Genomic DNA, 20,077 nt, shown 5'->3' with positions numbered 1-20,077 from the left:
TCTACTGACTCCGGAACGGCGCGGTGCCAACGGGAAACGGTTGCCGCGGGCTCTGCCGGTGTCAACTCTCGGGCGGAAGCATGACACTGCGCACGCCATTGATCGGAGGTCGTTGGGCGACGAGTGCTTCGCGCGCCTCCGCCGGCAGGGGTGTATCGAGTGCCAAGACCATCAGCGCGTGCCGCCCGCGGCGCGAAAGCGCCATGTTGGCAATGTTGATCCCTGCCTCACCCAGTGTTCGACCGACCAGACCGATCGCGCCCGGCGAATCATCATTGAAGATCATCACGATCGGTCCCGCGGGGACGATCTCCATACGGTATCCGTTGATGGCCAGCACGCGCGGTCGGCCATCGGCATAGACGGTTCCTTCAATCTCATGGCGCTGACCACGCGCTTCCACGAGGATGTGGATCGATTCGGCGCGGCTGGCGGCCACGGAATGTGCGAGGTGATCGACGACGATGCCGCGCCGCCTGGCAATATCCATGGCGTTGACCAGATTCACGCGGACATCGAGATGGGGCGTAAGCACGGCGGCCAGGGTCTGTGCGGCAACGGTGTGGGCGATTTCGTGAAGCGGCTCGGAGTAGAGCGTTACGCGGATGCGCTCAACGCCCTCCGCGCACCACGGGGAGATAATCGTGCCCATGCGGAAGGCCAGATCGACAAAACCACGGGCTCGGGGCGTGAGCGTGGCGGGAAGGTCGGATACGTTGACGGCCGAGCGAATCTCTCCGCGGAGCAGGTAGGCGAGCAGGGCGTCCACCGCGTCCAGCGAGACGCGCGCCTGGGCCTCCGCGGTCGACGCGGCGAGGTGCGGCGAGAGGACGACGTTGGGGGCATCCAGCAGGGGGCTGTCGCGCGGTGGTTCGTGTTCATACACGTCCACGGCAGCACCGGCGAGGTGGCCGGACTTCAACGCGGCGGCCAGCGCCGTCTCATCGACAAGCGGGCCGCGAGCGCAGTTGACGAGGCGCGACCCGGGCTTCATGGCAGCCAATTCCTCAGGCCCGATCATGTGCTGCGTTTGATTCGTGAGCGTGGCGTGGAGTGTGACGCAATCGGACGCCGCAAGCAGACTGGGAAGATCAGGCATCAGGCCGACCTGGCCGTCGAGCGCCGCATCGAGCTTCACGAACGGGTCGAAGGCGATCACATTCATTTCAAACGCCAACGCACGGTGGGCGACGGCCTGGCCGATGCGCCCCAGACCGACGATGCCCAAGGTGGATCCCGCAAGCTGGTGGCCTTCGAGACTGGATCGTTTCCATTGCCGGCTCAGGACGTGCTGATGCGCTTCGGGTATTCGGCGGTGCAAGGCCAGCATCATGGCGAAGGTGTGCTCCGCGGTGGAGATGGTGTTGGCATCCGGCGTGTTCAGCACGAGCACGCCGGCGGCTGTTGCCGCGGCAACATCGACGTTGTCCACACCGACACCGGCGCGGGCAATGGCCATGAGCTGCCCGGGCCGGGCGAGTGCCTCGCGGTTGATCTGGACGCCCGAACGAATGAGCACGCCGTCGTAGCCGCCGATGACCTCGGCCAGTTCCGCCGGAGACAGACCCTTGCGGACGTCGAAGGTAATCTGCGGGCTGCTCTTGAGCCGTTGAAGTCCGGTCTCGGCGATATTGTCGGCGACGAGTATGTGGGGCATGGCAACTTCAATCAGGCACGGTGGGCTGGGCACCGTACCCGCACTCCTGGGATTCGTTCTGAAAACGGTCCTTCATCCGTCCGGCGATACATGCCCGCCGCAACGGTTGCTCCATTACGCGAAGAGAATACCGGCGTAGCCCACCGAGTCCTCCGCCTGAGACCCGAACTTGGCCAGTGTTATTTCGGCGCTGGTCGTATGGTGCAGCAGTCGGCCGGATTCGGCACCCAACTTCCGACAGGCCGCGATAGTCGCCGCCGTCGCCCCGCTGCTGCAAGCGTTGCGGTGCGCAGCGGCCTCCCCCACGACCTCCCGATCCTGCATGTCGCACACGAGGCTGATGAAGCGCCGGTCGTTCTCATCCTTGGCCCAGGCTCGGGCCTTCAATCCGACACCGCGCGGCGTGAAGCCGTAGGCCGGTCCGTAGTGCGTCAGGTCCGTCGTCCCCACGACCACCGCATCGTAGCGATAGGCCGTCAGAGTCCGCGCGACGGCCTCGCCCACCTCATGAGCGTCGGCAATGGGCGGGACCATGATGGGCAACACCCTGGCTTCGGGGAAGAGGCGCACGACGAGGGGCATCTGCACCTCGATGGAATGTTCATCCTCGTGTGCATACGGGTCGTCGAGAATGAGGTTGGAATGTCCCAGGACGCGCTCCGCAAGACGGGCGTCGACGATTGCAGGCCCCAGCGGCGTCTCCCAGCGCCCGTCACCGAACATGGCCGCTTGACGCCCTCGGCTACGGTGGACACCTCCGAACAGGACGACCACCTGCGGTTGCCGGTTAAACGCAAGCCGGGCGAGGACCGCCGCGGCGAGTGCGCCGCTGTACATCCAGCCCGCGTGGGGAACGAGTCCGCCCACCGGATCCTGATCCGGCGAGGCCGTTTCCGCCGCCGCGACCGCTTGCAGCAGCGCGTCGACGTCGGCGCGACAGCGCTCGGGATCGGCTGGGTAGAATTGCCCGGCTACAACCGGTTCGCGAACCCGCATGTTCAGCGGTCCCCCGTTTTCGGATCGACCTCAATTGAAACGGCACAAGCTGAGCCGCCGTCGGAATACCGACTCCGACTTCCCTCCAGATCGACAGCATCGCGCCCGATGTAGCCGTCGTCAAGAATCGTAGCGCGAACGGCGGATAACGCCAAGACGGTACTGTTCCGAGTGATATCGGCGGGCGGGGCGGGTCGCTTGCGGGGATTGCACGGCGGGGAACGGCGACGGGCGACGTGGTTCACTTGCCCGGTAATTCGCCGATGCTCGCCGCATGAGCGCCGGGGCACGGCGGAGGACGCTTGTACTCAACCTCCAGTTGTTTCGTGGTTTTTTCGCCTTCGACGAGATAGGTGACGGCCTGCCGCTCCTTGTCGGAGATGAATCGGTCCACGACGCGCAGGATAATGGCGGAGCCGTCATCGCCCACGGCACGAAGTGTGTACGTGAAGGTGCGCTCAACGGGGTCCCAGCGGCCGGTGACCAGGGTCGGCCCGTTGCGCGATGCGTTGTCAAACCAAGTGCCCTCAAGTCGCTGGGTTGCTTCGTTCCATGCGAGGAAGCCGATGGCGCGATAGGCTCGCCAGTTGGTGGAGGTGGCATATACGCGGCGAATGGCGCGCTGGTCCAGTTCCCAAAGAACTTCTTCAGTTCCCTTGGCGACCGCGGATTCCTGCCCGTTCTTGTCGAGGTGGCGTTCGGTCACATCCCAGGAGCCGATCATTTCCTGGAAGACGGCCAACTCGGGCACCGGGAGCTTGACTTCGTCATCACCCCATGCGCGATGGCCAAACGACGCACATGCGAACAACATGGCGAAAATGATCGTACTTCGCGGCTGAACGCGCGACCATTCCTGAGACATCAAAAGGGCTCCAAGTCCGTTCCGGACCTTGCGACACGGGCGCAACGCCAAAACCAAGCCGGGGCACTTGCGCGCCGCCGGGCCGCTCTCCAAGCGTCACCACTATCTTATAACGAATTCAACGCCCGACGAGTTCACGGCACCGGCCCACGATTTGATCCAATCCCACGCCGCAGTACTCAAATACTTCCTCGGCCGTGCGCGCGGACTTGGGCATTCGAGCGACCGTCATGCCCACCACGCGGATGTCCCCGCGGGCGGCGGCGGCCTCGGCGATTTCGGCATGAAGTCCGCCGGCGAAATTATCTTCCACGACGAGAATGGTCGAGTCGGATGATTGCACGGCGTCCAGAATGGCATCCGTTTCAAGGGGAAGCGCGTAGGCGTCGAAGACATTGCAGGAAATGCCCCGATCCGCGAGCCGCCCGGCCGCACTGAGCACCGTGTGCAGCATGTATCCCGCGCTGACCAGCGTGATGTCCGCACCTCTTCGAATTTGCTTGAAGCCCGCGGTCGTGAACGTCTCATCGAGCTCGTAGATAAACGGGGCGTTGGGCCGATGCGTGCGCAGGTAGCAGAGGCCGTCGAGATTGGCCATGAGCTCGGTGAGGCGATAGGCACTGACGGCGTCACTGGGCTGGAAAACACGGCACGCGGGTCGTCCGCCCGCGTCCACGTGACACATGCTGCGGAAAAAGGCGACGTCGGTCACCGCCATTTGGGAGGGCCCGTCCGCCGCGAGCGAAACCCCGGTATGCGAGCCCACGATCTTGATGTTTGCCCGGGTAATGGCGGCCATGTCGACCTGATCCAGACCGCGCTCGATGAACTTGCCGAAGCTGCTGGCAAAGGGGATCTTCCCCGCGGCGGCAAGACCGGAGGCGGCCGTGATCATGTTCTGCTCGGCAATCTTGCACTCAAAGAAGCGGTCGGAGTGCTCCTTGGCGAAGAGATTGGCGTAGGTCGAGTTGCTTACATCACCGTCGAGGCTCACGATACGATTGTCGGCCTTGCCAAGTGCCACCATCGCGACACCCCAGGCCACGCGGGTGGCGAGTTCCTTTTTGTCGAGTGCGGCGGCCAGTCCGGCATCGCGAAGGGCCGAGTCGAGGCCCGGCAACGCAATAGGGACACGTGCCGACTCTGCCGCGATCTTCCCTGGCTTTCGCGGCGTCCAGCTCTCCTCGGCCTTGGCGCCGAGCTTTTTTCCGTAAGCCTCCAGTTGTGCGCATGCCGCGCCCAGTTCCGCCGCAGGAACGGGCTTGCCGTGGTAGTTGGAATGGAGCATGAGGTCCACGCCCCAGCCCTTGACGGTGCGGGCGATGATGGCTGTGGGATGGCCCCTCCCGGCTGATTCGGCGGTGGCGCCGTGAATGGCATCCGGGTCGTGCCCGTCGATTGTCGCGACTTTCCACCCGAACGCCTCGAGTTTTTCGGCAACGGTTTCCGCGGATTGCTGGTGAGAAACCGGTCCAGCCTGGCCTTGCCCGTTGCAGCTTACGATCAGGCACACGTTGTAGAGGCGGTGATCGACGATGAAGTCGGCCGCTTCCCAGAACTGTCCCTCGCGCGATTCGCCGTCGCCGGCAATCACGAAGATCCGCTTGTTGCTCTTGTCCAATCGCGCCGCGACCGCCAATCCCGCGGCTGCCGAAAGGCCTTGTCCCAGCGAGCCCGTGGCGGCATCAAAGAACGGGAAGCCCTCAGCCGGGTTGGGGTGGCCGTCGAGCGTGCTGTGCAGTTCGCGCAGCGAAGCAAGATCATCGATTGTCAGCGGGCGGGCCTCTTTGGGGCTTTTGCCGACAACCCCTTCGAGATCGGCATAAGCGGCGTAAGCGGCCGGAACGGCGTGCCCAATCGACAGCACCAGTCGATCCGATCCCGGATTCCATGGATCAGCCGGGTCGTAACGCATTGTGCGGTACATCAGATCGATGACGACGTGAATGATTGCCAGGGCACTCGAGGGGTGCCCGGAGCCGGCGGCCGTGGTCATTCGCAGGATATGTCGGCCGAGCTCAACGGCCTTGGCGTGAGCGGTGGATGTTGCGGACACTTCATGCTCCGGGGCAAGGGTTATTGGGCGAGCAGCGGAGTTCGAATTCGCACGTTCGGCGACGAACACGGCGGAGATTAGCTTGCGCGGCGCGGGGCATCAAGCGCCGGCCTGGGAGGGACAGCGCAAGGGAACAGCCGTTTTGTGAATTCCCGTGCGGCAACCGCTCTATTGGCCGCGAAACTCCGGCTTGCGCTTCCCCAGGAATGCCGTGACGCCTTCACGGTGGTCGTGCGTCTGCCCGGCCGTGGTCTGGAGCATGGCCTCGTAGTCAAGCTGCTCCTCGAGGTCCGAGGTCCATGCGGCGTTGATAGCCCGCTTGGTCAGGCCGATGGCCCTGGTGGGAAGCGCGGCGAGCTTCGCGGCGAGTTCGGCGGTCGCGGTGGCAAGCTGGTCGTCCGGTACGACCTGGTTGACCAGTCCGATTTGCAGGGCCTCGTCGGCCTTGATCTTGCGGCCGGTGAAGGTCATTTCCATGGCCCGCGCGTTGCCGATGAGGCGAGGAAGGAAGAAGGTGCTTCCGCTGTCGGGAACCAGCCCGACGTTAACGAACGATTGAATGAAGCTTGCGGACTCGGCGGCGATGCGAAGGTCGCAAGCGAGCGCCAAACTGCAACCCGCTCCGGCGGCGACGCCGTTGATCGATCCGACCACGGGTTTCTCCATGGTGCGGATTTTCTGGATCAGGGGGTTGTAGTTCTTGCGGATGTGGGCGCCGAGCTCGAGTGGAGCGTCCGAGTCGTAGCGGCCGGCGACATCGGCGAGATCCTGTCCACTGCAGAAAGCCCGGCCCGCCCCCGTAATGACGATGCATCGAACCGCGGCATCTTTCTCCGCCTCTCGAACGGCCTTACCCAGGGCGACGAGCAAGGACTCGTTGCAGGCGTTGAGGACGTCGGGGCGGTTGAGGGTGATGGTGCGGACGGCGACGGCGTCGGCAACCGCGAGGGCATTCGAATCGGGCATGATTTGATCTCCGCTCTCAGAAACTCGAATCGACGGAACTGAGAAGTACTTTGAGCCTACTTACCCTCATAGTTCGCCGGGCGCTTCTCGAGAAAGGCCTTCATGCCTTCCTTCTGGTCGGCTGTGGCGAAGAGCATGTAGAATACGCGGCGCTCGAATTCGATACCCTCGGTGAGGGATAGTTCGTGGGCCTTGTTGACGGCCTCTTTGGCCATGCGCACGGCGATGGGAGCCTTCTTCGCAATCTCCTGAGCGAGCCGCAATGCTTCGGCGAGGTACTGCTCCTTGGCGACGACCTTCGAGACCAGCCCGGCCTCGAACGCTTCCCTCGCGGACATGAATCGGCCGGTGAGGATCATCTCCATCGCCCGGGCTTTGCCAATGGCCCGCGTGAGCCGCTGGGTACCGCCGGCGCCGGGGATGACGCCGATGTTGATCTCCGGCTGGCCGAACTGCGCGGACTCCGATGCCACGATCATGTCGCAAAGCATGGCCAGCTCGCACCCGCCGCCGAGGCAGAAGCCGCTGACCGCAGCGATAACGGGCTTGCGAATCTGCCGGATGCGATTCCAGCGGGCGAGGTTGTTGCGGCGGTACATGTCCAGGAGGGAGGCCTCGGCCATGTCACCGATATCCGCCCCCGCGGCAAAGGCCCGCTCGTCGCCGTGGAGGATGATGACGCGGACGTTGTCGTCCTGGTCGAACGTCTCCAATGCGCGGATGAGTTCGTCCATCAGCTCGATCGACAAAGCATTGAGCCGGTCGGGACGGTGGAGCTGGAGGAGGGCGACGTGGCCTTCGGATTTCTGGACGAGGTTTCCCATTTCTGGTTCCCGTGTGTAATTCAGGCGCCTGCGCCTATTGATTCTTCGGAGGCAAAGGCACGACGCGGATTCGATTTTCTTCAATAGCTGCAAAATGTCCGGACCACGACATCTGCTGCTTCAGGGCGGCAGTCACGACGGCAGCCAACTTGGTTGGACGGGCAGCGCCCACTATTAACATGGAAGCATCCGTTGGGATCGCAGATGACCAGGTCAAGATTGGTGTGCCCGTCCCACTCTTCTCGATAAGCGACAATTGTTTCCAGGAGTTGGATATGGGTCCGGATGACGAGCGATTCATTGTCGTTCAAACCGAGGAAGAAAACGAATAGAAAGCAAGCGAAGAAGGCATCATCGTCGTCCAAGACTGGTACGAAGAATTCCGCGACCGCGAGACCTAACCGGGCCACACACGGGCTCAAAGTCGATAAGAATTTCACGCCAGACAATGATCAAGGGGATGTGGCCTCGTGCGGAATTCAGTGCCCAGCGATACTCCGTGTCGCCAATTCGCTACCGATACTTTCGCCATTGGAGCAGGGCATTCAGGAGAAAACAGGCTCCACCCACCATTCCGAGCACAATGACGAACATCGATTTATGGACGTTGGCCGCGAAGAACATGTCGTGAATACCAACGCTCATCAATAGAATGCCGGCCAATGTGATCCACATCAAGAATTGTCTTCTTTCTCGATTCATGTTACCTCGGTCAAATTTCAGGCGTGCCAACCTACCGGCCCAAGAAATCTTAACCGACATTTCCCATTTGGCAATGTCCGGCCCATAAAATCTGCTGCTTCAGTGCGGCAGCCACGATTGCAGCCAACTTGGCTGGAGCAAGTATTCCTGTGCGAAGCAAGGCGCCGCCAGCATCTGAGTCCAGGGACGAGCGGAAGGCCAATTCGCCGAAGTCCTTATCAAACGTGAAGAGTAGGCGAGACTCGCGCTGGGCAAGTTCGCAGAGGAATGAATCAGATTCCCCTGGGAAGTCCACCCTTGCCCAACGCACTTCGTGGTCCGCGCGTTGAAGCGCTTCGACGACAGCGCTTGGAACGTTTTCGTCTGCAAGAATAGATAGCATCAGCTGGAAGGCGGGTAAATCCGCTCGGATTTGAGACGCTCACTCGCGTACGCAAGGCACGCCTGCACATCTTCAGCCGTCAATCCGGGATAGTTGTTCAGCACTTCCTTCTGAGTCCAACCGTTGGCTAGGAGTTCAACGATGAACTCCACCGCCCGACGCGTGCCCTTGATCACGGGCTTACCCACGAGGATGTCGGGATGGACAATGATCCGATCGCGCCTTTCCATTCGTCACCGTGCCTTCCGGTGGAAAGTCATCGCACCTCCCGCCGTGCCTTATCATAATCCACCGGCCGCTTCTCCACAAAGGCGGAGATGCCTTCCTTCACCTCGCCGGAGAGGTTATGCACGGAAAGCCAGTCGCGGGCGTGGCCGATGGTCATGTGCCAGGACAGCTCCCGCCAGAAGTTGAGCTGCTGCTTGGTGTAGCGGGTGCAGTCGGGCAGCTTGTTGATGAGCTTCTCGCACATGGCGTCGACGGCCGCGTCGAGCTGGGCGCGCGGCACGACCTGGTTGACCAGGCCCCAATCGAGGGCCTTGGCGGCGGGAATCTCCTCGCAGAGGAAGAGGATTTCGCGGGCGCGGCGATCGCCGACGATGAGCGGGAGCCACTGGGTCGCGCCGGCCGCCGCGACGCTACCCCGGGCGGCGCCCACCTGGCGGATGAAGATGTCGCCCGCGGCGATGGCCAGATCGCAAGACATGTTCATCTCGTTTCCGCCGCCGACGACGATGCCGTTGAGCCGGGCGACGGTCGGCTTCCCGATATTGCGGAGCTTCTCATGAACTTCGATGAAGGCGCCCATCCATTTCCAGTAGGCCGCTGGCTTGTCGAGGCACTCGTCGGTCTGCTCCTTGAGGTCCGCCCCGGTGCAGAAGGCCCGGTCGCCGGCGCCGGTGAGCACCATCACGCGAATCTGATCGTCAAAGGACACGTCTTCGAAGGCACGGTAGAGTTCGCGCAGCGTAGGCCAGTCAAGGCAGTTGAGCACATTCGGGCGGTTGATGGTCACCGTGGCGCGATGCCCGGATTTCTCGTAGATGATGTTCTGGAATCCGAACGACTCGGCCGGCTGGGGCTGAGGGAAGTTCATGTTCTACGTCTCCGGAGCGCGGGCCATGGCCCGCGGCAGATCCAATTGGGACGAAGCGGAGTGGGCTGTCGGTCCAACCTGTCCGTGTCCTCCAATCTTGCGGCATTCGCACATACCGTCAATTGTCTGTTCCGGGCGCTGCTTCCGGCGGCGATTTCGCTGCTTCCAGCTTCGCCCGCCACTCGGCAGCCTTGGCGTCGTAGCCCTTGTCCGGTTCGGCGGCGTGCCATTGTTCATATAGTCTGCTGAGGGCTTGGACCGCGCGAATGGTCATTTCGTGTCGTTCTCCCTTGACGCTGACGCGGCGGTAGGCATCCGACAAGGTCTTTTCGCTCTCGGGGAATCGCTTCAGGCCGGCGAGTGCCTCGCCGATGCCGACGAAGAAATTCCCAAGCCAAGGGTCATTCTCGCCAATCCAGACTTTTCGGGCAGCCGGCTCCATCTCCCGCAGTATCTGGAGAGCTTCCTCGTAGCGACCCAGCTGATTCAAGACACCGGCATAGTTGTTGGCCCAGAGGGCCGTGCGCTGATGTTCGTCACCGAGGACGCGGCGGGACGATTCGAATGCTTCCTTGAAGTATTGCAACGCCTCGTCCAATTTGCCCTGGTCACGCAACACGGAGCCGACGTTGTTTACTGACAAAATGGTATGCCAGTGATCATTGCCGAGTACTTGGCGCCGAGCCTCCAGGGTGCGGCGATAGCAATCTTCGGCTTCGACATTCCTTCCGAGCCGGCGGAGGACATATCCCAGGTTGTTCAACGACACAAGCGTTTCGGGATTATCCGGGCCGAGGACCTTGATTCGCAACTCCAGCGCTCTTCGATTCAGGGCTTCGGCCTCCTTGAATCGCCCGCGCTCTTGAAGCAGAAGCGCGAGGCTGTTCATGGCCACGAGGGTGTCCGGATGCTCAGGACCCAGCTCACGTTGTCGATGCTCAAGCGAGCCTTTCTGAAGGGCTTCCGCTTCGTCCAGTTTCCCTTGCCTTTGAAGTACGGAAGCGAGGTTTCCCAGGGCAATCATGGTTCCGACATAATCCTCACCCTTGCTCGCTCGTGCACGTTCCATCGCCTCGCGATAGAGCGATTCCGCCTCTTCGAGTTTTCCTTGTACGGATCGCAAGCGCCCCATGCTGTTGATCGAGAATAAGGTATCTTCGTTTTCATTACCGAGGATCGTACGGCGCAATTCGAGAGCCTTTTCCTGTGGGGTGCTTGCCTGCTCAATCAGTCCCAAGTCGCGCATCGTATCGGCCAGCGTCTGAAGAAGCCTTGCTCGAATCAACGGCTGGTCTGCGAATTGCGTTTCGACGGCTGCAAGCGTGCCCTCAAAGACATGCTGGTCGAGAGTATCGAGGGCCAGGTCCGTGAAGTCGGCGCTGGCAAGTGATTCTTCCAAAAGTTCCATTCGTCGGCTGATTTCCTGCTCGCCGACTTTTGCCCATTCGGCCGCCTCTCGAGCCTTCACCAATACCCCTTTCCGGAGACTTTCACCCATTCTGGGGACATTGATGCCTGCCAGTTGCTGCTCCTGAAATGATGCGACCTCTTCCAATTCGTCTGCGCGCTTTGCCGCTTCAGCGCGCGCTTTCTCGGCCGCGAAATACTGCCGAGCTGTCATGACGACTCCCCCGCTGAGAGCGATGAATACGGCCGCGACCGCCCCGACAAAAACTCTATGCCGGCGAGCGAATTTCCTGAACTGGTAGATGGCGCTGGGCGGCCTCGCGAGGATGGGGTCGTCGGCGAGGTAGCGGCGGATGTCTTCCGCCAGGCCCGCTGCGGAGGGGTAGCGGCGTTCCTTCTCCTTCTCCAACGCCTTGCCGACGATGGTCTCGACGTCGCCGCGGAGGGTGCGATTGAAGGTGCTCAGGCGGGTCAGCTCCTCCTCGCGGATGATTCGCGCCGCCTCGTGAATCATCTTGTTCTTGAGGTCATAGGGCGGCCGGCCGGTGAGAATCTCGAAGGCGATCACGCCCAGTGAATACACATCGCTGCGCGTGTCGAGCTGATTGGGATCGGCCGCGACTTGCTCCGGCGACATGTACTGGATCGTGCCGATGAGCTGCCCGACGTCGGTCTGCATGGTCGTTACCTGCATGTCCGAGTCGGTCGCCCGGGCGACGCCGAAGTCGAGGATCTTCGGCTGGCCGGAAGCATCCACGAGAATATTGCCGGGCTTGAGGTCGCGGTGGATCACGCCCTTCTGGTGGGCGTGGTGGACGGCGTCACAGATGCGGGCGATGAGGTCGAGCCTCTGGCGGGTGCCCAGGTTGCTCCGCCTGACGTATTCTCGTAGGTCCTCACCGCGAACATACTCCATGGCGAAGAAGGGCTGCGTGCCGGACTCCGTCTCGGCGAACCCGGCCTCGTAGATCTGGGCGATGCCGGGATGTTGAAGTCTGCCGAGGACCTGCGATTCCAGCTCGAACCGACGCAACAATGCGGGAGTGGTCAGGCCGTGTCGAATGACCTTGAGCGCGACAGTCCGCTTGGGACTTTGCTGCTCGGCCTCGTAGACCGTGCCCATCCCGCCCGAGGCGATCGCCCGGACGATGCGGTACCGGCCAAAATACTGGGGAATCGGACTTTGCGATCCGGGCTGTCGATCCAGCGGCTGCTTCGACGGATCCGCCGGCACGCCTCCTGGCAACGACCGCGTTTCGTCAGATGGGTTCGGCGGGTCATGCATTGGCTCATCCATCCACCCGGATTCGTGTCACGCTTCGCTGACCTCCCCGAACATCATGTGGACGATGTCGGCCGCGACGCTCATGATGTCCTTGCCCGCGGCCTTGCCTTCCGGGCTCTGGAGTGCCGCCACCATGGCACTCTTGTCGTCGAAGTAGATCTCGGCCATCATGTAATAGCGCGGCTCGCCGGCGGGCGATCCCGTGAAACGGGTGACCTCCAGCTTGCGCAGCCCCGGCCATTTTTTCACCAACGGCAGGTGCACTTCCTCGTAGTGCTTTTCGAACGCGGCGATGTCGGCGGGCTTTTTGTAGAGGGCGATGAACTTCACCATGTCGCTTCAGCTCCTTTCGATGTACCTGCGCAAATGCTCCTTGTGCATGACGACCTGGACTTGCCGTCCCCGGGCGAGCAGGCGGTCGTGGTCGAACGCCTCGATCCGACAGACGATGCGAGGATGGTGTCCGGGAATGACCTCCTCCAGCTCCGCCCGCAGGCGAACCGCTCGGTCCACCGGGCAGGGGGCGACGTGATCCACGCTCAAATGGGACCCGATGGCTTCCTCGTGATCCTCCAGGAAGTCCACCAGCACCTTCCTCGCGGCGACCTCGAAATGATGCGCCACCGACCAGGTGGAGTAACAGCGATGGATGATGACGCCGTCGAAGGCCGGGCACATGTCCTCCGTGACGGTAACGAGTACTTCGCGGGCCACGCCGGGGTTCAAGCCGGGCTTCATCTCCTGCCTCCAATGGATCGTACCGAGTCTCCGCCCAATGCCCGTGGGAGGAATCTACGTCGATCGCTCCATGCCAGCAAATCGAGGGCGCGCCGGGTCTGTGCGTTGCCAGGGACGCGTAGCTGCGGGCGATCGGCTTCCGTTGACAGCGGCATCTGCGGGCGTACGATCTTCTGACCATGAAAACGAGGATTCTCACGGCCGCGATTACGTCATTCTTCCTGATTTCCGGCGGGCTCCGCGCGGCTCCTCAGGCCGACCTCATCAGCCCGAGTTGGCAATTGGATTTCACCTTCGCCGACCCGCAGCGGATCACGGTGACCCTGCCGGGGCAGGACGAGCCCGTCACCTATTGGTACATGCTCTTCAAGGTGACCAACAATACCGGGCAGGATGTGGATTTCTTCCCGTCGTTTGATCTGGTGACGGATACGCTCGACGTGGTCCACGGGGGCGAGAACGTCCCTCCGGGTGTTTACGAAATGATCGCCGCCCGACACCGCAAGGAATATCCGTTCTTCGCCCCGCCGTACGAGATCACTGGCAAACTGCTCCAGGGGGCGGAAAACGCCCGATCCTCGGCCGCTGTGTTTCGAGATTTCGATCCGGAGGCCAATGCCTTCACGATTTACGTGGCAGGGCTTTCCGGCGAGATCGCCCGTGTGAATGCCCCGGCGGTTGCCAGCGCCTCAAAATCGGACATGGCAGACAAGGGTCCGCACGTGTTGCGTAGAACCCTGGCTCTTGCGTATGATCTCCCCGGTGATGTGAGAACGCGGGAGCAGACCCGGGCGGTCCGGCGAACGCGGGATTGGGTTATGCGCTAGATTCGGGTGGCATGGCCAAGCGCGGCGCCGCCATGCGGCGCGCGGGTGGTCGGTTCACAGCTGATCTTGCGAGAGCTAACTAGCCGCCGGATTGCGCGGCGGAATTGGGAAGGTGCGAGTATGGCTCACAAAAAGGGACAGGGTTCGTCGCGGAACGGTCGCGACAGCAACCCCAAGTATCGGGGCATCAAGCGGTTTGCCGGTCAGGCGGTTCAGCCGGGAACGATCATCGTTCGGCAATGCGGCACGCATCATAAGCCGGGTCACAACGTCGGCCTGGGACGTGATTACACCCTGTTTTCGCTGTCCGACGGCGTCGTCCAATTCCGCGGCCGGATGGTGGACGTGGTTCCGACAGCGAACTGAGCGCGCGGTGCGTCGGAATGCGCACGTGCATTTCAATTGAACTCCCCATGAAGGCGGCGAGATGCCGCCTTTTTTGTTGGGAGCGTCTCCGCGTAAACTTCGGTCTCCTGACGGCGCAAAAGCGTTGGAAGGCAAAGCTGCGGTGAACCTGAATGAAGTATAAGACGCTGTTCCGGTTGCTGCTGAAAATCGTGGGCGTAGCTCTCACCGTGACTGGAGCGCAATCGTTACTGACACAGCTAGCCTGGATATGTCAGTTTTGGGGGGGATTTGGCTCGAGCGGCGCATCAGAATCGGCAATGCAATTCCTCTTCATCCTCAGCGGTCCTGTCATTTCGCTGGTTTGCGGACTGTATCTTTTCTTTGACGGCCAGCGTGTTGCCGACCTCGCCATCCCCGGAGACCACCCATACTGCCCTGAGTGCGCTTATGATCTGACCGGTGCGGTTTCGACACGGTGCCCGGAGTGCGGGACGCCGTTTCGCTGGGAGGATGTCATGCCCGGCAAGTGCAAAATGGAATCGGCTGAATCGACACAATCGGACGCCGCGCGAGACGAATCGAATCCGCCGCGATAATCTGTCCCCATGCTCATCGATCGCGCCGAAATCTACGTTTGCGCCGGGAAGGGCGGTGACGGGTGCGTCAGCTTCCGCCGGGAGAAGTACATGCCCAAGGGCGGTCCCGACGGCGGTGACGGCGGCGATGGCGGCAGCGTTTTCGTCTTCGCCGACCCGAGCGTCGAGACGCTATTGGACTTCTCGGGCAAGCACCACTGGCGAGCGAAGAACGGCCGGCCGGGCATGGGCAGCAACTGTACGGGCCCGGACGGTGAGAATCTGACCCTGCACCTGCCTGTCGGCACATTGATCTTCGACCGCGACTCCGGATTGCTCATCAAGGATCTCGCCACAGCAGAGGAGCGCTCGTGTATCGCCCGAGGCGGCATTGGCGGCAAGGGTAACGCCCGCTTCGCCACGCCCACGCACCAGACGCCGCGCGAATTCGAACCGGGCACGCCCGGAGAAGAGCGCTGGCTTCGGCTGGAGCTGAAGCTCATCGCCGACGTGGCGCTGGTCGGTTTGCCCAACGCGGGCAAGAGCACGTTGCTCTCACGGCTATCCCGCGCCAAGCCCAAGATCGCCGACTACCCCTTCACGACGCTTCAGCCGCAGCTTGGGCTCGTCGAGCTCTCCGAGTTTCGCCGTTTCGTGATCGCCGACATACCGGGTCTGATCGAAGGCGCGCACGAAGGAGCCGGCCTGGGCGATGAATTCCTGCGGCACATCGAGCGCACGCGCGTCATTCTGCACGTCGTGGACGTGGGTTCGCCCTATCCGATCATGCCTCCCGAGCAGGCCTATCGCGCCATCCGCAACGAGCTGAACAAATACAGCCCCGTGCTCGCCGAGCGGCAGGAAATGATCGTCGCCAACAAAGTAGACCTGACCGAAGGAGAGGAAAGGGCTAGAATGCTGGCGGAAACGCTGGGTCGTGAAGTGCTGTCGATCAGCGCCGTGACCGGGCGGAATGTGGATATTCTGAAAGAACGGCTCTGGTCGATGATTCGCGAAGTCCGGGAGCGCCCGGCGCCCTTGGCGACATTGCCCTCGCCGCCGCATCGAAAACCCCATGCTCAAGATACCCAAAGTTGATCCCAACGCTCCGGTCGCGGTCATCGACCTGGGAAACTCGCATACGTCCGTGGGAACCTGGACCGACGGCAAGGTCAAATCGCCGCTCTCCGTGACGACAGGCGACTGGGCGGCGTTCGAGCAAGTGCTGCAAGCACATCAGACCGAGGCGCCCAAGGGCGGTCTGACGACCGCGGTGATCTGTTCGGTCGTGCCTCGAATGCTGGACGAACTCAGCGAGCGAGCAGCGAAAATCCTCGGCCGGCCGGCGCTGGTCGTGGGGGAGTCGATTCCCCTGCCCATGGACATTTCGGTCGTCGATCCCAAGGCCATCGGGCGGGATCGTGTCTGCGCCGCGGCCGCGGTATTCGAGAAACTTCAACGCGGTTGCATCGTGGTGGATTTTGGCACGGCCGTGACGATCGATCTCGTCGATGACGACGGCGTTCTTCTCGGCGGAGCCATCCTCCCCGGCGTTCGGCTTCAATTCCAGGCCCTTCACGAGCACACTGGTCAACTGCCGCTTGCCCCCTCCGAATTGCCCGAGCTTCCGTATGGCCGGGATACGATCGAGGCGCTTCAGACGGGCGTGCTTCGCGGGATTGCGGGCGCGGTTCGCAATATTGTCGAAGGCTATGCGACTTCACTCAACCGTTGGCCTCAGGTCGTGGCGACCGGCGGTGATGTGGTGCTGATGATGCCGATCTGCGATTTCCTCGACACCACGGTTCAACATCTCGTGTTACAGGGCACCGGTCTGGCGTTTTCGAAATACCTGGCCGAGCAGGGCGTATGACCGCCGCGTTGGACACGCGCGTCCTTGTGCTGACGCCTTCAGGCGCCGGTGCGATTGCGGTTCTGCGTGTGCGCGGTGTCGGAGGACTGGAACTCGTCTCGAAGGTATTCCGCCCGACAGAAGGCGGCGAGCTGACGGCTCGATGCCTCGAAAATGGCCGTATTCGATACGGCCGGATTGTCGATGGGGACGAGACGCTCGACGACGTGCTCGTCGCCGCCGCGGATACGCCCGGCGACCCGGCCGTGGATGTCTTCGCCCACGGTGGTCCGAGGGTGTTACAACGCCTCCTGCGCCTGTTCGAATTTCACGGTGCGGCGGTCGTAGCGCCGCAGGACGTCATCGCGGCCGATGTCTGGTCCGGTGGACGTGCAATCGACCGCGAAATCCACATGGCATTGGTTGGCGCAAAGTCGGAACGGGCAGTACGTTTCCTGCTTCGGCAACGAACACGCCTTCCGGCGGAATTGCATCGGATCGTCGACCTGCTCCACAACAACCTTCCTGCGGCGCGCGTCAGGATCGAGCGGCTCATTGATGGCTACTCGAGCGCCCGTTTGCTCCTCGAGGGCGCCGTTGTGGCGCTGGTGGGTCCGCCCAACAGCGGAAAGTCCACGCTGTTCAATCGTCTGGTGGGTCGGGATGCCGCGATCGTCTCGCCAGTGCCTGGCACGACGCGCGACTGGGTTTCAGCGGACGTCGAGTTGCATGGAATTCCCATACGCCTGATCGACACCGCCGGACGCCGTATTTCGGTGGACGACCTCGAAATGACCGCGATCGAGGCCGGCGTGTCAGCCGTCGCGCGGAGCTCAGCGCTGCTTCTTGTTCTGGATGGCTCAGTGCCTTTTTCGACCGAAGCGAAAGATATCACAAGGCAGGTCCTCTCTGGGGAGATGCCGACGCTGCTCGTATGGAACAAGTCCGACCATCCCGGTTTCGCGCCTGGCGACGTCAAAGAAGGTTCGCCGGTTGGTTGCGATGTACAGAATGTGGCCGTTTCCGCGATGGACGGCGCCGGCATGGCCGACTTGGCCCGGGAGCTTCTCGGTTTGCTCGGCGTGGAGCGAGCCGAAGGGAATTCTGCAAGTCTGTTCACTTCAGGTCAGGCGGCGACGGCTCGAAGTGTGCTCGAAGTAATGGAGTCGGACGCGGCGAACGCCGAAGCAATCTTGCGGCGGATGCTCGCCTGAACCCGCCAGTGATGGGGGTGAAGAAAATCGGCGCGTGACAGACGCCGCTCGTGGGCCGATAATTCTCCCCTTTGCCGGGGCGAAGTGTTGCGCGAGGTGCCGGAGCGGCCCGCAATTCGGCGCCCGGGCAGTTGAATCGGCCTCATTTCACTCCTACTGTTGAGGTAGGTGCGCGCCGGGCGGCACGAGATTGGGCCGCCGCCGGCAGGGTCCGGTGGTCCGGAAACATGCATGTCGAGCTTTGACGACACTCAACTGGCGCGACTGGTCGTCGAACGCAAGCTCTGCTCGTCCAACGAGGTGGAGTTTGTGCTCAATGAACAGCGCCACCTGCTCGAGAAGAAGGGCAAGCGGCACACCCTCCAGGAACTTCTCCTCAACCACGGCTACATCACGCATTCGCAGGTCAATCGCCTGAGCATGGCGATGGACGAGGATTCGATGTACCGCCCGGCTCAGCAGATCCCGGGATTTCAGATCCTCAGCAAAGTGGGGCAGGGGGCGATGGCCGTGGTCTTCAAGGCCAAGCAGCTCAGCCTCGATCGCGTCGTGGCCATCAAGGTGCTTCCCAAGCGACTGAGCGAGAACCCCGAATTCGTTGAGCGGTTCTACCGCGAAGGTCGCGCCGCCGCCCGCCTCAATCACCCGCACATCGTGCAGGCCTACGACGTCGGCGAATCGAGCGGCTATCACTATTTCGTGATGGAGTACATCGACGGGCAGACCGTCCACGAGCTGCTTACCGATGGTCGGCCGCTGGCCGAACAGGACGCCGTGCGAATTGTCCGGCAGGTTGCGGAAGCCTTGGCCCATGCCCACCGCGTCGGGCTCATTCACCGCGACGTTAAGCCCAAGAACGTCATGTTGACCAAGGAGGGCATTGTCAAACTCGCCGATATGGGTCTCGCGCGCGAGGTGAATGATTACGTGACCGCCACGGCCGAGGCGGGACGCGCCTACGGTACACCCTATTACATCAGCCCCGAGCAGATCCGCGGGGAGATCACCATCGACGGCCGAGCCGATATCTACGCGCTCGGCGCGACCTTTTATCACATGGTGGCCGGCAAGGTACCTTTCGACGGAAGTTCGCCGTCGGCTGTCATGCACAAACATCTCAAGGAACAGCTTGTTCCCCCGGACCACATCAATCATTCACTTTCGTCGGGTTGCGGCGAGATCATCGAAGTGATGATGGCCAAGAGTGCGGACGAGCGTTACCCGTCGATGGAAGAGGTCCTGATGGACCTCGAGGCCATTTCCAAGGGTGAGCCGCCGCTTCAGGCCCGCAAGCGCTACGACCACGAACTTCTTCAGACGCTGGCCACACGCGGGAAGCGCATCGAAGAGCCGGATGAAAAGGACGCGGATGCGCACAAGGGCCCCGGCGTGCCACCCCAATTGGTGCTCGCTCTCGGCGTCTTTCTGGGGCTGTCGATTCTGCTGAATATCCTGCTGTTTGTCACCGGGCGGTAGAGCTTCGCGACGCCTCCTGCCTCACGGTCTGGGTACCCGCGCAACGTTCTGCAATAGGATCGCGCTCTTTCAATTCTTCCGTCGTCGACGTTCCTGCCGAAGGGGCTCTTTGTGATTCAGCATCCGGGCTACTGATCTTCAGCGCGGCCGATGCGGGAACGCGTACGAGGATGGGGCGGGTCGTGCCGACTTGTTGCTGCTCCTCGCGGATGCCCGCGATGATTTGCGCTGCAGAGAGGTCCTCGCGCATGCGCTCGTCCGGAGATGGGCGTCCCTCCGCGTCAATGACGCGGATCTCATCGAACCCGCTGAGGGCGAGCGTGCGGAGGTCATCGGGCCCGTGGAGATCGGTTCGGTGCACGTGGCCGATTACGCGCCACGCGGGAGCGACGCGCCGAACCATTTCGACCTGATGACGAACGTCCGCGTGCATGACGGCGCGCAGAGTAGGCGCAATGTGAATGACCAGCGGCTCATTGGCAAAGCAGTCGATCAATTGCGTCCACCAGTAGTCCTGGAACCACGGCGCGGTGTCCCCGTCGCAGTTGGTCGCCTCCAGGATCAGTGACCCCGGCCGCACTTCCCCATCTACCGCAAGCTCGCCGTCGCCTCGAAATCGAACGAGCACGTCCGGCCGCTTCCCGGGGGGTTTCCGGACATTCCGGGCCGTTCGTTGCTGCTCTTGCCGGTTCTCTCGACTCATGCGCGAACTCCATCGCTTCCGATTGTCCATTCGCCGACATTATCGGAACCCACAGCGTAAATGCTTGATCCCAGTATTGATAGGTTCACGCCGGCCTGGGGGATTACC

Annotated in this window: 22 protein-coding genes; 8 read left to right on the top strand and 14 right to left on the bottom strand. The window is 62.2% G+C overall.

Going from position 1 to position 20,077, the window contains the following annotated elements; genetic code table 11:
- Positions 1 to 61: 61 nt before the first annotated feature.
- From J5J06_03350 to J5J06_03325, 6 genes are all read right to left on the bottom strand, one after another.
- Positions 62 to 1,690, bottom strand: coding sequence for a phosphoglycerate dehydrogenase (locus tag J5J06_03350; GenBank protein MCO6436102.1), 1,629 nt, complete (start codon positions 1,688 to 1,690; stop codon positions 62 to 64).
- 81 nt (positions 1,691 to 1,771) lie between these two features.
- On the bottom strand, positions 1,772 to 2,653 hold the full coding sequence (gene amrB / locus J5J06_03345; GenBank protein MCO6436101.1) for an AmmeMemoRadiSam system protein B: 882 nt from the start codon (positions 2,651 to 2,653) through the stop codon (positions 1,772 to 1,774).
- A 241-nt stretch (positions 2,654 to 2,894) separates the two neighbouring features.
- Positions 2,895 to 3,518 carry a DUF1579 family protein gene (locus J5J06_03340; protein MCO6436100.1) on the bottom strand — a complete coding sequence of 208 codons (624 nt, stop codon included), beginning with the start codon at positions 3,516 to 3,518 and terminating at the stop codon, positions 2,895 to 2,897.
- Between the two features lie 118 nt (positions 3,519 to 3,636).
- Positions 3,637 to 5,574 (bottom strand): transketolase, encoded by a 1,938-nt coding sequence (locus tag J5J06_03335; protein ID MCO6436099.1) that lies wholly within the window; start codon positions 5,572 to 5,574, stop codon positions 3,637 to 3,639.
- 168 nt (positions 5,575 to 5,742) lie between these two features.
- Positions 5,743 to 6,540, bottom strand: a complete 798-nt coding sequence (locus J5J06_03330) for an enoyl-CoA hydratase/isomerase family protein (protein ID MCO6436098.1) — start codon at positions 6,538 to 6,540, stop codon at positions 5,743 to 5,745.
- A gap of 56 nt (positions 6,541 to 6,596) precedes the next feature.
- Positions 6,597 to 7,364 carry an enoyl-CoA hydratase/isomerase family protein gene (locus J5J06_03325; GenBank protein ID MCO6436097.1) on the bottom strand — a complete coding sequence of 256 codons (768 nt, stop codon included), beginning with the start codon at positions 7,362 to 7,364 and terminating at the stop codon, positions 6,597 to 6,599.
- A 179-nt stretch (positions 7,365 to 7,543) separates the two neighbouring features.
- Between J5J06_03325 and J5J06_03320 the strand changes: the two genes are divergently transcribed.
- Positions 7,544 to 7,696, top strand: a complete 153-nt coding sequence (locus J5J06_03320) for a hypothetical protein (protein MCO6436096.1) — start codon at positions 7,544 to 7,546, stop codon at positions 7,694 to 7,696.
- Between the two features lie 181 nt (positions 7,697 to 7,877).
- Here the strand turns inward: J5J06_03320 and J5J06_03315 are convergent, their stop codons facing one another.
- The 7 genes from J5J06_03315 to J5J06_03285 form a co-directional block, all read right to left on the bottom strand.
- Positions 7,878 to 8,042, bottom strand: a complete 165-nt coding sequence (locus J5J06_03315) for a hypothetical protein (protein MCO6436095.1) — start codon at positions 8,040 to 8,042, stop codon at positions 7,878 to 7,880.
- A gap of 73 nt (positions 8,043 to 8,115) precedes the next feature.
- Positions 8,116 to 8,448, bottom strand: coding sequence for a DUF5615 family PIN-like protein (locus J5J06_03310; protein MCO6436094.1), 333 nt, complete (start codon positions 8,446 to 8,448; stop codon positions 8,116 to 8,118).
- Complete coding sequence (locus J5J06_03305) at positions 8,448 to 8,678, bottom strand: DUF433 domain-containing protein (protein ID MCO6436093.1); 231 nt, start codon at positions 8,676 to 8,678, stop codon at positions 8,448 to 8,450. The genes J5J06_03310 and J5J06_03305 overlap by 1 nt, the downstream gene beginning before the upstream one ends.
- Before the next feature lie 26 nt (positions 8,679 to 8,704).
- Positions 8,705 to 9,544 carry an enoyl-CoA hydratase/isomerase family protein gene (locus tag J5J06_03300; GenBank protein ID MCO6436092.1) on the bottom strand — a complete coding sequence of 280 codons (840 nt, stop codon included), beginning with the start codon at positions 9,542 to 9,544 and terminating at the stop codon, positions 8,705 to 8,707.
- 118 nt (positions 9,545 to 9,662) lie between these two features.
- On the bottom strand, positions 9,663 to 12,236 hold the full coding sequence (locus J5J06_03295; GenBank protein MCO6436091.1) for a serine/threonine protein kinase: 2,574 nt from the start codon (positions 12,234 to 12,236) through the stop codon (positions 9,663 to 9,665).
- Positions 12,237 to 12,263: 27 nt separating this feature from the next.
- Positions 12,264 to 12,569 (bottom strand): EthD family reductase, encoded by a 306-nt coding sequence (locus tag J5J06_03290; protein MCO6436090.1) that lies wholly within the window; start codon positions 12,567 to 12,569, stop codon positions 12,264 to 12,266.
- A gap of 6 nt (positions 12,570 to 12,575) precedes the next feature.
- Entirely contained in the window at positions 12,576 to 12,974 is a 399-nt protein-coding gene (locus J5J06_03285; protein ID MCO6436089.1) for a hypothetical protein, read from the bottom strand.
- A 179-nt stretch (positions 12,975 to 13,153) separates the two neighbouring features.
- On the opposite strand from J5J06_03285, the gene J5J06_03280 reads away from it, so the two are divergent.
- The 7 genes from J5J06_03280 to J5J06_03250 all read left to right on the top strand — a co-directional run bounded on the left by J5J06_03280 (position 13,154) and on the right by J5J06_03250 (position 19,266).
- Entirely contained in the window at positions 13,154 to 13,801 is a 648-nt protein-coding gene (locus J5J06_03280; protein MCO6436088.1) for a hypothetical protein, read from the top strand.
- Between the two features lie 120 nt (positions 13,802 to 13,921).
- Positions 13,922 to 14,167 carry a 50S ribosomal protein L27 gene (gene rpmA / locus J5J06_03275; protein MCO6436087.1) on the top strand — a complete coding sequence of 82 codons (246 nt, stop codon included), beginning with the start codon at positions 13,922 to 13,924 and terminating at the stop codon, positions 14,165 to 14,167.
- A gap of 152 nt (positions 14,168 to 14,319) precedes the next feature.
- Positions 14,320 to 14,745: a hypothetical protein gene (locus J5J06_03270; protein ID MCO6436086.1), complete on the top strand. Its 426-nt coding sequence runs from the start codon at positions 14,320 to 14,322 to the stop codon at positions 14,743 to 14,745.
- 9 nt (positions 14,746 to 14,754) lie between these two features.
- Complete coding sequence (obgE, locus tag J5J06_03265; GenBank protein MCO6436085.1) at positions 14,755 to 15,822, top strand: GTPase ObgE; 1,068 nt, start codon at positions 14,755 to 14,757, stop codon at positions 15,820 to 15,822.
- Complete coding sequence (locus J5J06_03260; GenBank protein MCO6436084.1) at positions 15,800 to 16,597, top strand: type III pantothenate kinase; 798 nt, start codon at positions 15,800 to 15,802, stop codon at positions 16,595 to 16,597. Before obgE ends, J5J06_03260 begins: the two co-directional genes overlap by 23 nt.
- Entirely contained in the window at positions 16,594 to 17,790 is a 1,197-nt protein-coding gene (locus J5J06_03255; GenBank protein MCO6436083.1) for a 50S ribosome-binding GTPase, read from the top strand. Before J5J06_03260 ends, J5J06_03255 begins: the two co-directional genes overlap by 4 nt.
- Before the next feature lie 231 nt (positions 17,791 to 18,021).
- Positions 18,022 to 19,266: a serine/threonine protein kinase gene (locus J5J06_03250; GenBank protein MCO6436082.1), complete on the top strand. Its 1,245-nt coding sequence runs from the start codon at positions 18,022 to 18,024 to the stop codon at positions 19,264 to 19,266.
- On the opposite strand, the gene J5J06_03245 is transcribed toward J5J06_03250, so the two are convergent.
- Entirely contained in the window at positions 19,253 to 19,969 is a 717-nt protein-coding gene (locus J5J06_03245) for a hypothetical protein (GenBank protein ID MCO6436081.1), read from the bottom strand. The genes J5J06_03250 and J5J06_03245 overlap by 14 nt on opposite strands.
- Positions 19,970 to 20,077 lie beyond the last annotated feature (108 nt).

The organism is Phycisphaerae bacterium (genome assembly GCA_024102815.1).
Taxonomy (GTDB): Bacteria; Planctomycetota; Phycisphaerae; order UBA1845; family UBA1845; genus JAGFJJ01.
This window is presented reverse-complemented; position numbering and strand designations above follow the sequence as displayed.